The following is a 14,591-nucleotide window of genomic DNA, read 5'->3' on the forward strand; positions in this document are numbered from 1 at the left end:
GAGCAGCGGCTAAATTTTTTTAAAAAACGTATTTGGTGGTGAAGTGAATGCGTGATAAATCGCCTTCAGCGCCGTTGACGTTCTCGTGCGTGGCTTGGCTGTATTCTACGCCGTAGGTCATTTTTTTAACCGGTGAATACATCAGGTTAACGCGCCAACTGGTGGCTTTTTCTGTGTCGTTAGCGACGACGTCGTCGTAATCAGCCTCCAGCATTGAATAAGCAATCGTACTGCGCAGTTGGTCGCTCCAGTGATGGCGAAAGCCAATAAACGCGGCGCTGACGTCGGTTGCTTCCAAATCGCCATTGGTGCTGATGGCGGCATCTGCCGCTGCGGCTAAGCCAACATAGCGGGCGACATTGCCCTGGGTGTAGCTGAACTTCAGATCGTCTTTGCCGATCATGACCTTGCCGGAAACATTAAAGCCAACGCCTGTGGTGCTTTCATCTAGCTCATTGTCACCGTCATCATCAAGATCAGCGACTACGGCCAGTTGGCGGGCGATGGCGGCGACGCTAAAGGCATGATCCCCCGCACTGATGTTGTAGCGTGCGACGATGTCTGGCATACCGGCATCGTCCGTTGCCCCGACTCCCGCAACGTTCGTTTCTGGGTTTTCCAGCGCCACTTGTAAGCCGCCACGGGTGTAGCGCACCTGGGCTTGGCGGGCAAACACTGTGCCATCGCTGACGCCAAGGAAATCGACGGTTTCCGGCAGAGCCCCAACATTCATAAAGGTCGACCAGGTCTGGCCGAACGTCCATGCACCCGTGCGCACAAACGCGTGGCGCAGGCGAGGGCTGTAGGAGTTCGAGACCACCTCATTGCCTTGCGTTGAGCCAAGAAAGTCGGCCTCGACAAAGGTCATGACGGAATGGCCGTTGCCCAAATCAGTATTGGTTTTGAAGTTGAAGCGCGAGGTTTTGGCGTGCATGTCGAAGTGACTGGTTTCGTCGACATCGCCAGTGCTTACTGGGGTGCCCGAAGGGACGTAGAAATCTCGAGCGAGTGAGGCAGAGCCTACATCGCCATCGGAATACGTGCTCATCATGGCATCAAACTTAATGTAGCCACCGTAAGAAAACTCGGTATTGGCTGCTTGGACGGCCAGGGGAAGGGCTGCCGTTGCTAGCAAAAGAGATGGGAAAAGGCGCATGCTCGCTCTCCAATTATTGTCATTGTGCACCTCACTATGGTGTACAGCTGCCAATGTCATAAATTAGCCATAAGTCGCAGCCGTCAACCACAGTGGATTAGCCGGTTTGCTTTGGTATCAGCAAGGTTTAGTCAGTGGTTGCGCCATTGCCACTCTTCCATGGACTATTGTTCAGGCAAAAGTTTGAGACTTAAGGACAGTAAGGTCGTAGGGCTTGGTCGAGATAGGTGGCCATGGTTCAGTCAATAGCGGTGCGGATGAGTAGACCATTGTCTAATTTCAGTAATAGCGCTCTGCCAACCAAACTGGAATCAAACAAAAACAACAAGGCGCCATCGGTCGCAGTCAGTTACTGCAGTGAGCAGCGTCATGGTTGAGCTGAATAAGAGGAAACGCTATGAGCGAGCAAAAGGTATATCCGGTTAAACAGGAGTTTGCCGACTCGGCTTGGATCAATAACGACAAATATCAGCAAATGTACCAGCAGTCGGTGATTAATCCGGATGGTTTCTGGCGCGAGCAGGCCGAGCAGCGCATTGATTGGATGCGCCCGTTCACCAAAGTACGCAACGTCTCTTTTGATGATCATCATGTCGATATTCGCTGGTTTGAAGATGGCACCTTGAATGCGTCAGTGAACTGCTTGGACCGGCACCTAGAAACCCGAGGCGATCAAACGGCCATTATTTGGGAGGGCGATGAGCCCGACCAAGATAAACACATTACCTACCGCGAGTTGCATGAGCAGGTCTCTAAATTTGCCAACGCCTTGCGTGGGCAAGGGGTACGTCGCGGCGATGTGGTGTGCATTTATATGCCGATGATCCCAGAAGCCGCCGTTGCTATGTTGGCCTGTACCCGCATCGGTGCGATTCACTCTGTGGTGTTTGGTGGTTTTTCACCAGATGCGCTGGCTGGCCGCATTGAAGACAGTAACGCCAAAATCGTTATTACTGCTGATGAAGGTGTGCGCGGTGGTAAGCATGTTGCCCTTAAAGCGAATGTCGATGAGGCGCTGACGCACCCCAGTATTCGCTCGCTGGAAAAGGTCATCGTCGTTAAGCGCACTGGCGCTGACGTGGCTTGGCATCATGCCCGTGATGTTTGGTACGAAGACTTGATGGCGCTGGCTTCACCAAACTGCCCAGCGGAGGAAATGAACGCTGAAGATCCGCTGTTTATCTTGTATACCTCCGGCTCCACCGGCAAACCCAAAGGGGTGTTGCACACTACCGGCGGCTACATGGTGTGGGCATCCATTACTCACCAATATGTGTTTGATTACCACGATGGCGATGTCTACTGGTGCACGGCCGATATTGGCTGGATTACCGGTCATACCTATTTGCTCTACGGCCCCTTAGCCAATGGTGGTACCACATTGATGTGTGAAGGCGTACCAAACTATCCGGATATTAATCGGGTATCGCAAATCGTCGATAAGCATCAGGTTAATATTCTCTACACCGCACCCACGGCCATTCGTTCATTGATGGCGGAAGGCTCGGCCGCGGTGGAGCAAACCCATCGCGAATCCCTGCGCTTACTGGGCTCCGTTGGGGAGCCGATTAACCCGGAAGCGTGGGAGTGGTACTACCGCGTGGTGGGTGAAGAGCGTTGCCCCATCGTGGATACCTGGTGGCAAACCGAAACGGGCGGCATCATGATTACGCCTCTGCCTGGTGCCACAGACATGAAGCCAGGGTCTGCAACGCGTCCGTTCTTCGGGGTGCAGCCTGCGCTGGTTGATAACGCCGGTATGCTGCTGGACGGCGCGACCGAGGGCAACTTGGTGATTATTGACAGCTGGCCCGGTCAGGCGCGTACCGTGTACGGTGATCATGATCGCTTTGTACAAACGTATTTTTCAACTTTCCGTGGCATGTATTTTACCGGTGACGGTGCTCGTCGCGACGAAGATGGCTATTTTTGGATCACTGGTCGCGTAGATGACGTGATCAATGTCTCGGGTCATCGCATGGGCACTGCTGAAGTAGAAAGCGCGCTGGTGGCGCATGATAAGGTTGCCGAGGCAGCGGTGGTCGGCTATCCGCATGACATTAAAGGTCAGGGCATTTATGTTTACGTCACCTTAAATGCGGGTGAAGAAGCATCTGAAGAGCTGGCCAAAGAGCTGCGCAACTGGGTGCGTACGGAAATTGGCCCGGTGGCGACGCCAGATTTAATTCAAATTACGCCTGGGCTGCCCAAAACTCGCTCGGGTAAGATCATGCGGCGTATTTTGCGTAAAATTGCCGCGAATGAGCATGACGCATTAGGGGATACCTCGACCTTAGCTGACCCTTCGGTGGTTGATACTTTGATTGAGAATCGTCTGAACCGTTAATGGAGCATTTGGGTTGATTTTCCTCAAGGCTGTGCGCAGATTTCTGCGGACAGCCTTTTGCGTTTCAGCGACAATGGACAACAACAATAACAAGTGTCTGTTGCGAGCGTATTTGGATGTATGGGCGTGACAGATGGATGTACGTATGTTGCTATTTATTAAGCGCATACGACAGGCTCTGAGGGGAAATCATGCAGCTGGCCAATAAAATACTGATTGCCGACGATCATCCGCTGTTTCGCACTGCCATGCAGCAGGCGGTTAAGCAGTTGGTACCCGATGTTATCATCGCTCAGGCGGAATCATTACCCGAGTTGCAAACTCGAGTGGAAGAACACAAAGACGCCGATCTGGTATTGCTCGATTTACAAATGCCCGGTGCGCACGGTTTTTCAGGTCTGGTGTTTTTGCGCTCGCATTATCCAGAAATTCCGGTGATCGTGGTGTCGGCGTGTGAAGATCCGGCCATCATGTGCCAGGCACTCGACCATGGAGCTTCTGGCTACATCGCTAAATCGTCGCCATTAGAGGCCATTTCTGATGCCATTGGCTGTGTATTAGAAGGTGATGTGTATCTGCCAGAAGTGGCGCGCCGTCATCAACATCAACCCAATGAAAAGGCGCTGGATTTGGCTGAGCGCTTAGCGAGTTTGACGCCGCAGCAGTTTCGCGTGTTGACCATGATGTCGGAAGGCATGTTAAACAAACAAATCGCCTATGACTTGGAAGTCAGTGAAGCCACTATTAAGGCCCATGTCACGGCGATTTTTCGCAAGTTGGGGGTGCGCACGCGCACGCAGGCGGTGATCGCTGTACAGAGTTTGGATATAGAAAAGCCGGAAGCACTAATGCCCCATGCTACCGGCTCTGAAACAGAATAAATCTGCGCTGAACCGCTGAAAAGAGGTCTTTTCAGCGGCGGCATCGTTAAATGATGCCTTGCTCTTGCAAGTCTGCAATCAAGCTGTCGAGCGGCTCCTGATCGGCAGCAAGGCTGATGTCGGCGCCATCGGCTCCGCCGGCCACCAAGGCCACAAGGCCTGCCGCTTTTAAAATCGGTGCTTGCTCGGCACTGGCAATGGCGGCAACTCGGCCCATCTCAAATAAGCGACGATCCAAAAGCTGGGCAATGTGCTCGGCGTCGACAGCGTTAATGGCGACGATGGCCGGGCGCTGGTTAAAGCGGCGTGCTTTGTCCTCGGCGCTTAACGGTTGCAAGCTGTCAGAGCCCGTTTGTGCATCGCCCACCACCATGCCGGCACCGATGGTGACGTTGCTTAAGCGGTCAATGACGATAAACGCGCCTGTGTCTGGCACTTTGCTGTAGCAGTCGAAGGGAACGGCCTTATCCAGTGTCAGCTCAACCAGAGCAATTTCGTTCAGTTGCACTTGCTCAGCTTGGCTTTGCTCCATGGTGTTGACATCCACCAAGTGGTGAATGCGGCTGAAGCTGCCAGAGGTGCTGCTGGAAGCAAACTTGATATCGTACGGGCGGCCCGGCACCAATGGTTGTTCGGTCATCCAAACTACATCGGCATTTAGGCGCTGGCTAACGATGGGGAGATCGTTTGGCTTAACGATGATATCGCCACGGCTGATGTCGATTTCATCTTCCAGTGTGAGTGTGACCGCCTGATCGGCAAAGGCTTCATCAAGGTCGCCATCAAAAGTAACGATGCGCTCTACTTTGCTGGTTTTTTGTGACGGCAACACCATCACAGTTTCGCCCGGGCGAATGGTGCCGGCGGCAATGGTGCCGCAAAAACCACGGAAATCCAGGTTGGGGCGATTGACGTATTGCACCGGTAAACGGAAGTTTTCCAAGTTTTTATCGGCGGCAATTTCGACGCTTTCCAGAATTTCCATTAATGTCTGGCCTTGATACCAGCTTGAACGCTCGCTGCGCTCAACGACGTTGTCGCCGTCCAGTGCCGAAATAGGCACGCAGTGAATGTCTTGTAATTGCAGCTTTTCTGCAAAGGCCAAGTAATCGTCGCGAATTTCGTTGAAACGCTGTTCACTAAAGCCCATCAAATCCATTTTATTGATGGCAACAATAACGTGCTTAATGCCCAGTAAGGAGGCAATAAAGCTGTGGCGCTTGGTTTGCGTTTGCACGCCGTGGCGGGCATCAATCAAAATGATGGCCAGCTGGCAGGTTGAGGCGCCGGTCGCCATATTGCGTGTGTACTGCTCGTGCCCTGGGGTGTCGGCAATAATAAATTTACGCTTGGCGGTGCTGAAATAGCGGTAGGCAACATCAATGGTGATGCCTTGCTCGCGCTCTGCTTGCAAGCCATCGACCAACAGCGCTAAATCAATTTTCTCGCCGGTAGTACCGACTTTGGCGCTGTCTTTTTCAATGGCGGCGAGCTGATCTTCATAGATCATTTTTGAGTCGTGCAGCAAGCGTCCAATTAATGTGGATTTGCCATCATCGACGTTACCGCAGGTCAAAAAACGCAGCAGTTCTTTGTTTTCGTGCTGCTTCAGATATTCGAGAATGTCGGAAGCGATCAGATCAGATTGGTGCGACATCAGAAGTAACCCTCTTGCTTCTTTTTCTCCATTGAGCCGGATGAATCGTGGTCAATGGCTCGGCCCTGACGCTCAGACGTGGTGGTCAGCAGCATTTCTTGAATGATTTCTGGCAAGGTCGCGGCTTTCGACTCGACGGCGCCAGTTAACGGGTAGCAACCTAAGGTGCGAAAGCGAACGGACTTCATTTCTGGCGTTTCACCGGGTGCCAGCGGCATACGGTCGTCGTCGACCATGATTTGCATGCCATCGCGCTCGACTACAGGGCGTTCAGCGGCGTAATACAGCGGCACAATCGAAATGTCCTCCAGATAAATGTATTGCCAGATATCCAGTTCGGTCCAGTTCGACAGTGGGAAAACACGAATGCTTTCGCCCTTGTTTACCTTGCCGTTGTAGATGTTCCACAGCTCAGGGCGCTGGTTTTTGGGGTCCCAGCGGTGTTTGCCATCGCGAAAGGAATAAACACGTTCTTTGGCACGTGACTTTTCTTCATCACGACGGGCGCCACCAAAGGCCGCATCAAAACCGTATTTGTCCAGCGCCTGTTTGAGCGCCTGGGTTTTCATGATGTCGGTGTGCTTGGATGAGCCGTGATCAAACGGGTTGATGCCTTGCTCAACGCCTTCCTGGTTGGTGTGCACCAGTAGCTCCATGCCTATTTCTTTGGCCATGCGGTCACGAAATTCGATCATCTCGCGAAACTTCCAGGTGGTGTCTACATGCAGCAGTGGAAAAGGCGGCTTGCCCGGTGCAAACGCTTTGCGTGCCAGATGCAGCATCACGGCCGAGTCTTTGCCGATGGAATAGAGCATCACCGGGTTATCGAATTCGGCGGCTACTTCGCGGATGATATGAATACTCTCCGCCTCAAGCTGTTTCAGGTGAGTCAGGTTGTAGTCGGTCATGATATTGGGTTCCGGATGGGCGTTGATCAACGCCCCTGAATGTACTGAGATGCTCGGCAATATATCAAGATGCCTGGTATATAAGAAGCTGAGGCTGATAACATTTGGCTATATGGATATAGGGCGGTGTACCACCGACCGGTGCACAGTCCCAACATTTAAAGAGGCGTTATGGCAACCGAACAAGCAATTGAAATCCAAGGGCCAGCGGGTGTGCTGGAGGCACGCTGGCAGCCAGGCAAAGACGAGTCCTGCGATGGGCTATTGATGTGTCATCCTCATCCGCTCTTTGATGGCACCATGAACAATAAAGTGGTCACCAGTATGACGCGCACCGCCAGCCGCTTAGGGCTGTCGACGCTGCGCTTTAACTTTCGTGGCGTCGGTGGCAGTGAGGGCGAGCACGACCATGGCCAAGGCGAGCAGCAAGATGTGTTGGCCGCGTTGCGCTATGCGCGCGAACAGCTCGGTTGGCAACGGCTGTATTTGGCTGGCTTTTCTTTTGGGGCGGGCATGGCTTGTTTGGCTTCGACCCAAGCGGCAGACGACATCGCGGGTTTGTTCTTAATTGCACCTGCCGTGCATAACTTTGATGCCCCCAGCGCTTTGCCACTACAGTTTGAAACCTTCGTCTATATGGGCGATGCCGATGAAGTGGTGCCGTTTGACGATGTGGACGACTGGGTTTCGCGTGTGGTGCCACAGCCGCATTGGGAAGTGTTTGAGAAAGGTGGTCACTTCTTTCATGGCCGCTTGACCGATTTGCAAGCCAGTGCGCGGCGCGATTTAGAGGCGTTAATCGGCTGACTTTATGGTAGCGGCTGGGGTGCAATCGCTTTGCTAATTGCACTTTTGTTGACGGTTGGCTAAATTGCGCACCCTTTCTAACCTGCGGAGAAATGCTGTGTCCACGCCGATGGAGTTGTATCAGGCTGATTTGCAACGTGATGACTTTTCCTACGATCCTGCCCAGGAAATGGCGGTTAAGCACTTGCAGCGCCTTTATGATGATTTGGTGGCAGCAGAGCAGGCGCTGAGCTCGCAAGGTGTGTTGGCTCGCTGGGCCAGTAAATTGAGCAAAAGCAACAAGCGCAGGCCGCAGCAGGGGCTGTATTTCTGGGGGGGCGTAGGGCGCGGCAAAACCTACTTGGTGGATACCTTCTACGATGCGCTGCCGTTTGAGCGCAAAATGCGCACCCACTTTCACCGTTTTATGCAGCGTGTGCATCAGCAGTTAACGGAGCTAAGCGGTGAGAAAAACCCGCTCACCATCGTGGCGGATCGCATCGCTGAAGAAGCGTTGGTGATTTGCTTTGACGAGTTTTTTGTCTCAGACATCGGCGATGCCATGATTCTCGGTGGCTTGATGCAAGAGCTGTTTGATCGCGGCGTTACCTTGGTGGCAACGTCAAATATTGTACCCGATGGCTTGTATAAAGACGGCTTGCAGCGCGAGCGCTTTATGCCGGCGATTCGCTTGTTAAATGAGTTTACCGAAGTCGTCAACGTCGACAGTGGTGTGGATTATCGCTTGCGTACATTAGAGCAAGCGGAGTTGTACCACTACCCGTTGGATGAAGGCGCCGAAGTCTCGCTGCGCAAAAGCTTTGAGAGCCTGTTGCCTGATGCGCGTCAAACCTGCAAAGGCGGCAGTGTCGAAATTCTGGGGCGTGACATCCCAGCGATTGAAGTATGTGAGGACGTAGCCTGGTTTGATTTCTATGCGCTGTGCGACGGGCCGCGCTCACAAAATGATTACATTGAGCTGGGCAAGCTCTTTCATGCCGTCATTATTTCTAATGTGCCGGTGATGGGTTTGAAAAATGACGATTTAGCCCGTCGGTTTATCAACTTGATCGACGAGTTTTATGATCGCGGCGTCAAAGTCATTATGTCTGCTGAGGTCGCCATTCCAGATATCTACGGCCGAGGCAAGTTGGAGTTTGAATTTCAGCGCACGACCTCGCGTATGCTGGAAATGCAGTCGCATGAATATCTAACACGCGAGCACCGCGCTGATTAAAAAATCGGCGCTGCGGTATTTTTTGTCGTTGTATTAGGTAGAAATCGTTGAATTAACTGATTGGCTCCTTCTGAATAACTGGGTACTTTTCTTGCCAGCCGCTGCGGTTGGTGGAATTGCAGCTGGTATATAACAATTCAGAAGGAGATCCTATGTTCCGTTCCACTCCCTTGGCAATGGCGCTCGCCCTAGCCAGTGCTCAGGCCGCTGCTCTGTCAGCTCCAGAAATCTATGGCTTTGTTGACATTGGCGTGGAGTCCTACTCTGAGTCATCCGACTTCGCCATTGCTGAAGAACAAGAGTCTGGCCGGGTGGTGTACCCTGGCTCCGACGCGCCAGTGGCCAATACCGATGGCAAAGAGTTCTCGCTGACTAATGGTTCGCAGTCACGTCTGGGTGTGCGTGGTCAGGAAGATTTAGAAGACGGCTGGGTAGGCAAATACCGTATTGAGCTGCGAGCTAATGTGCTTCAAGACGGTGGCAATGCGTTCCGCACTCGCTTGGGTTGGTTTGGTTTATCCAAAGATCAGCACCACTTTAAGGTTGGCGCGCAATGGTCGCCGTATTTTGCTTACAGTGGCTTTAATACCCATCGCTCTGAAGTGCATGGCGTTGGCAGCTACTTCTATATTACCAACATGATGGTCGGCTCGACCCAGTATGGGTATCGCAATGACAGCACCGTGTCATACACCTATGGCGATGGTGGCTTTGGTCAAAGCCCATTTACCGCCACCGTGGCGTTGCACGTAAATGAAGATGATCGTAAAACTGGTGATGACATACTCAACGACAGCGGCATTACCGCAGCCACGCTGGGCGCTGCGGCGACCTTTGGTCCGGTCACTGTCAACGGCGTTTATATTCAATCCATCGTTAAAGAGAGTGACGCCGCGAAGGCTGCAGATATCGACGTTGCCGCGCCGTCTATTTACAGCGTAGGTGCCAAAGTTCGTGCAACCGATGAGTTGGATTTCGGCCTGGCCTATCGTGCCGGTGATCGTGACGAGGGCAAAGACAGTGGTCGTCAGTCCACTACCGTGTCGGTGCAGTACAAAATTACCCCCGACTTGGCCCTGCACCTAGGCTACGGCGTGGGCAGTGACGACGATGATGAGCAGCTGCAGCTTGAAAGCGACGTGTTTGGCATGCTGCAGTACGAGCTTTCGGGTCACCGTCATGTGCGCTTTGAGTTTGAGCAAGTCAGCTACGAAGACAGCGGTGATATGACCGTTGGCTTGCTGAGTATGCGCCAAGCTTTCTAAGCCTGTCATTGAGCACCCGTGCGCCTATGGGTAGCCAAGGGTGCTTACAAGAAAATCCAGTGGCGTTGAGCGTCATTGGATTTTTTTATGCCTGTCCACTCCCTTGGGGCGTTTCCTTCAGCCCCCCCCTCGCGGCGTTCTATCTCCCGGCCATGACCACCATTGCTTGCCAGTCTGAATGGCTCGCTGCCAGCATGTGAGCCTCTGATTTTGGGCGCTATCACTTTTCAGGTCTGACCAAGCGGTCAATCGCCCTCTATGGGGTTGCCGCGCTGCCTGTGCTCAAGCGCCTCTTTTGCGGGATGTCTAAAGTGCCATCTTGCAGATTGCTAGAGTGTTGGGTTCTCAGGTTTTTGCTGCAAATGAGCCGCAATTGGCATACCGATAGCATAGAAGTCTAATGATTATTGGTTAGACCAAATATAGGCTTCGAAGCCTATGGTTGCGCGCTTTATCGCAAAATCAGGGTTTTCGAGATGGCATCTTTGTCAAAATTCAAGTCCAAAACAGGGTTGATCGTTACAGTCCTAAACTTTAGACTGAAATTAATTGAACGATCAATCAAAGAAAAATGCCAAAAGTTGGAATCGAACCCATTCGCCGCAAACAGCTGATTGAAGCCACTCTGAAGTCGATAGAGGACAATGGACTTCAGGGCACGACGATCAATACCATCAGCCGCTTGGCCGGTATGTCGTCTGGCATCATCAGTCACTATTTCGGTGGTAAGCAGGGAGTGATTGAGGCAGCCATTCGCCACATGCTGGAGCAGCTGAAAGACGGTTTGTTGGTGCAGTTGCGTGAGGCGCGACGCCAGCAAGTCACACCAGCAGAGCGCTTGCGCATGATTGTCGAAACCAACTTTACGGGCTTTCAGCGCTCATCATCGACAGCGGCGACTTGGCTCTCCTTTTGGGCCAGTGCCGTGCATGACCCGCAGTTGGCTCGTTTGCAGGCCGTTAATGCGCGCCGCTTGCACAGTAACTTGCTGTATTCGCTGCGCCAGATGATCAACGACCCGCAAAGTGCTGAGGATGCGGCCGCCAGTATGGCAGCTTTGATTGACGGCATGTGGCTGCGCAGTGTCCTCAGTCGGGACCCTGAAGCCGCCTTCGCCCGGGCCGAGCGCCTGTGCAAAGACTACATCGACATTATTGTGCGCGGGGTGAATCAAGAATGCGTTTAACCAATTTTATCCATGGCGAGTCACTCGCCAATGTCTCGGGCGAGACGTTTGAAGTGATTAATCCGGCGACGGGTGAAGTCGCCTACCAAGTCGAAGTTGCCGATGAGCATATTCGCCAGGCCGCCATTGAAAGTGCGCACAAGGGCTTTGCCGCTTGGTCGGCAACACCGGCCATTGAGCGTCGCCGTATTTTGCAACGCGCCGTAGCATTGCTGCACGAGCGCAACGATGAGCTGGCCAAAATTGAAGTCATCGACACCGGCAAGCCTTGGCAAGAAGCATCCGTGGTGGATGTGATTACCGGTGCCGATTCAATTGAGTTCTTTGCAGGTCTAGCCCCTGCCATTGAAGGCAATCAGCAGGATTTAGGCGGTGATTTTTACTACACCCGTCGCGAGCCGCTAGGCATTTGTGCCGGTATCGGTGCTTGGAACTACCCGCTGCAAATTGCTTGCTGGAAATCAGCCCCAGCGCTTGCCTGTGGCAATGCCATGATCTTCAAGCCATCGGAAGAAACCCCCCACGGTGCGGTTAAACTGGCGGAAATCTTTATTGAAGCGGGTGTGCCAGCGGGTGTGTTTAACGTGGTACACGGTGCCGCTGAGGTGGGCCAATGGTTAACTCACCATGATGACATCGCCAAGGTGTCGTTCACTGGTGAAGTGGGCACCGGCAAAAAAGTCATGCAGGCGGCGGCTGGCAGTTTGAAAGACGTCACCATGGAATTGGGTGGTAAGTCGCCGCTGATCGTATTTGAAGACGCCGATATCGACGATGCGGTATCCGCTGCCATGCTGGGCAACTTTTATACCCAGGGTGAAATTTGTACCAATGGCACGCGGGTGTTTGTACACCAAGACATTCGCGATGAGTTTTTACGTCGCTTAAAAGAGCGCACCGAAAACAACATCATTGCCGGCGACCCGATGGACCCAGAGGTGAACTTTGGTGCACTGATTTCTGCCAAGCATCATCAGCTGGTGCTGGATTACATCGCTAAAGGCAAGGCTGAAGGGGCCACGCTACTAACGGGTGGCAGCGCCATGCAGCCGGCCTCTGCAGCCAACGGCTATTTTGTTGAGCCTACCGTGTTTGTCGATTGTCACGACGACATGACCATTGTTAAAGAAGAAATCTTTGGCCCGGTGATGTCGGTATTGACCTTCGAAGATGAAGACGAAGTCATTCGCCGCGCCAATAACACCCATTTGGGCCTGGCGGCGGGCGTCTTTACCCGTGATATTCGCCGTGCCCATCGCGTCATTCATCAAATCGAAGCCGGCATTTGCTGGATCAATAGCTATGGCGCGTCACCGGCTGAAATGCCAGTGGGCGGTTATAAGCAATCCGGTATTGGCCGTGAAAATGGCTTGCTGACCTTGCAGCATTATACCCAGGTGAAATCTGTGTACGTCGGCATGCAGCCATTGGAAAGCCCGTTCTGAGGTGTCTATGAGCAGTTTTGATTACATTATTGTCGGCGCTGGCTCTGCAGGTTGTGTGTTGGCTAACCGTTTAACGGAGAACCCAGATAACCAGGTGCTGCTGATTGAAACCGGTGGTAGCGATAAAAGCATTTTTATTCAAATGCCAACGGCGCTGTCGATCCCAATGAACACCAAGAAGTATGCCTGGCAGTTCCATACCGAACCGGAGCCGTATCTCGATAATCGTGTTATGCATTGCCCACGTGGCAAAGTGCTGGGCGGCTCGTCATCCATTAACGGCATGGTGTACGTGCGCGGCCATGCGCGCGATTTTGACGAATGGGCAGAGCAGGGCGCCGATGACTGGGATTACGCCCATTGCTTGCCGTATTTTCGCAAAGCCGAAACCTGGGCCTTTGGTGGCGATGACTACCGCGGTGACAGTGGTCCGTTAGGGGTGAATAACGGTAATAACATGAAAAACCCACTGTACAAGGCCTTTATCGACGCGGGGCAGCAGGCGGGTTATGCGTTTACCGATGATTACAACGGCAAGCAGCAAGAAGGCTTTGGCGCCATGCATATGACGGTCAAGAATGGCCGCCGCTGGTCAACCGCTAATGCTTATCTGCGCCCTGCGATGCAGCGCTCTAACCTGACGCTGGTTACCAAGGCGCAGGTCGAAAAAGTGTTGTTAGACGGCAAAAAAGCCACCGGCGTGCGCTACCGTCGTGCGGGTAAAACCGAGCAGGTACAGGCGCGCAAAGAAGTGATCTTATCGGCAGGCCCGATTGGCTCGCCGCATATTTTGCAATTGTCCGGCATTGGCAATGCCGATGTGCTTAAGCAAGCAGGCATTGACGTCCAACATGAGCTGCCTGGGGTGGGTGAAAACTTACAAGATCACCTGGAGTTTTATTTTCAGTTCCGCTGCAAGCAGCCCATTACGCTTAACGGTGAGCTGAGCCTGTGGCGCAAGTTTTTGATTGGTACGCGCTGGATTCTGACGCGCCAAGGCTTGGGCGCCACCAATCACTTTGAATCTTGCGGCTTTATTCGCTCGAAAGCGGGCGTTGAATGGCCAGATTTGCAGTACCACTTTTTGCCTGCCGCCATGCGCTACGATGGCCGCGCGGCCTTTGATGGTCATGGTTTTCAGGTGCACATTGGTCATAACAAACCCAGCAGTCGCGGCCGTGTGCACGCGCTTAGCAGCAACCCGGAAGATCATCCGTCGATTTTGTTTAACTATTTGCAGACTGAGCAAGATCGTGAAGGTTTCCGCGATTGCGTGCGTTTAACGCGTGAAATCATCAACCAGCCGGCCATGGACCCTTATCGTGATGGCGAGATTCAGCCCGGTGAGCAAGTACGCACGGATGAAGAAATCGACGCGTTTGTGCGCGCCAATGTCGAAAGTGCGTACCACCCATCGTGTACCAACAAAATGGGGCGCGATGATATGGCCGTCGTCGATTCACAGACGCGCGTACATGGCATCGACGGTTTGAGGGTGGTGGACTCGTCCATTTTCCCCACCATTCCTAACGGCAACCTCAATGCCCCCACCATTATGGTGGCTGAGCGCGCCGCCGATTTAATCCAGAACCACACAGCTCTGGCACCCAGCCAGGCGGAAGTTGGCATGGAAGCCGACTGGAAGAATAAGCAACGGAATCAATCCCCCAACAGAGTCTTTGAACACTGAGCAGGAGAAGCAAAACAATGAAAATGAAATCAC

At 53.0% G+C, this 14,591-nt stretch carries 11 protein-coding genes; 8 read left to right on the forward strand and 3 right to left on the reverse strand.

What is annotated here, in order from left to right; all coding sequences use genetic code 11:
• Nucleotides 1-19: 19 nt before the first annotated feature.
• Entirely contained in the window at nucleotides 20-1,156 is a 1,137-nt protein-coding gene (locus IE090_RS02015) for a DcaP family trimeric outer membrane transporter (RefSeq protein ID WP_189386663.1), read from the reverse strand.
• Nucleotides 1,157-1,553: 397 nt separating this feature from the next.
• On the opposite strand from IE090_RS02015, the gene acs reads away from it, so the two are divergent.
• Nucleotides 1,554-3,503, forward strand: a complete 1,950-nt coding sequence (gene acs / locus IE090_RS02020) for an acetate--CoA ligase (protein WP_189386664.1) — start codon at nucleotides 1,554-1,556, stop codon at nucleotides 3,501-3,503.
• A 191-nt stretch (nucleotides 3,504-3,694) separates the two neighbouring features.
• Entirely contained in the window at nucleotides 3,695-4,384 is a 690-nt protein-coding gene (locus IE090_RS02025) for a response regulator transcription factor (RefSeq protein WP_189386665.1), read from the forward strand.
• Between the two features lie 46 nt (nucleotides 4,385-4,430).
• On the opposite strand, the gene cysN is transcribed toward IE090_RS02025, so the two are convergent.
• Nucleotides 4,431-6,041: a sulfate adenylyltransferase subunit CysN gene (gene cysN, locus IE090_RS02030; RefSeq protein WP_189386666.1), complete on the reverse strand. Its 1,611-nt coding sequence runs from the start codon at nucleotides 6,039-6,041 to the stop codon at nucleotides 4,431-4,433.
• Nucleotides 6,041-6,949: a sulfate adenylyltransferase subunit CysD gene (gene cysD, locus IE090_RS02035; RefSeq protein ID WP_189386667.1), complete on the reverse strand. Its 909-nt coding sequence runs from the start codon at nucleotides 6,947-6,949 to the stop codon at nucleotides 6,041-6,043. The genes cysN and cysD overlap by 1 nt, the downstream gene beginning before the upstream one ends.
• Before the next feature lie 171 nt (nucleotides 6,950-7,120).
• Here cysD and IE090_RS02040 point away from each other — a divergent pair, with 171 nt between their 5' ends.
• The 6 genes from IE090_RS02040 (at nucleotide 7,121) to betA (ending at nucleotide 14,558) form a co-directional block, all read left to right on the forward strand.
• Complete coding sequence (locus tag IE090_RS02040; RefSeq protein WP_189386668.1) at nucleotides 7,121-7,756, forward strand: alpha/beta hydrolase; 636 nt, start codon at nucleotides 7,121-7,123, stop codon at nucleotides 7,754-7,756.
• Between the two features lie 97 nt (nucleotides 7,757-7,853).
• Nucleotides 7,854-8,972, forward strand: a complete 1,119-nt coding sequence (zapE, locus tag IE090_RS02045; protein WP_229815360.1) for a cell division protein ZapE — start codon at nucleotides 7,854-7,856, stop codon at nucleotides 8,970-8,972.
• A gap of 152 nt (nucleotides 8,973-9,124) precedes the next feature.
• Entirely contained in the window at nucleotides 9,125-10,237 is a 1,113-nt protein-coding gene (locus IE090_RS02050; protein WP_189386669.1) for a porin, read from the forward strand.
• A gap of 571 nt (nucleotides 10,238-10,808) precedes the next feature.
• Nucleotides 10,809-11,423, forward strand: coding sequence for a transcriptional regulator BetI (gene betI / locus IE090_RS02055; protein ID WP_189386670.1), 615 nt, complete (start codon nucleotides 10,809-10,811; stop codon nucleotides 11,421-11,423).
• The gene (betB, locus tag IE090_RS02060; protein ID WP_189386671.1) at nucleotides 11,414-12,868 is read left to right on the forward strand and encodes a betaine-aldehyde dehydrogenase; all 1,455 of its coding nucleotides are present in this window, start codon (nucleotides 11,414-11,416) and stop codon (nucleotides 12,866-12,868) included. The genes betI and betB overlap by 10 nt, the downstream gene beginning before the upstream one ends.
• 7 nt (nucleotides 12,869-12,875) lie before the next feature.
• Complete coding sequence (gene betA / locus IE090_RS02065) at nucleotides 12,876-14,558, forward strand: choline dehydrogenase (protein WP_189386672.1); 1,683 nt, start codon at nucleotides 12,876-12,878, stop codon at nucleotides 14,556-14,558.
• Nucleotides 14,559-14,591: the final 33 nt, after the last annotated feature.

It is taken from the genome of Bacterioplanes sanyensis (genome assembly GCF_014652515.1).
GTDB lineage: Bacteria > Pseudomonadota > Gammaproteobacteria > Pseudomonadales > Oceanobacteraceae > Bacterioplanes > Bacterioplanes sanyensis.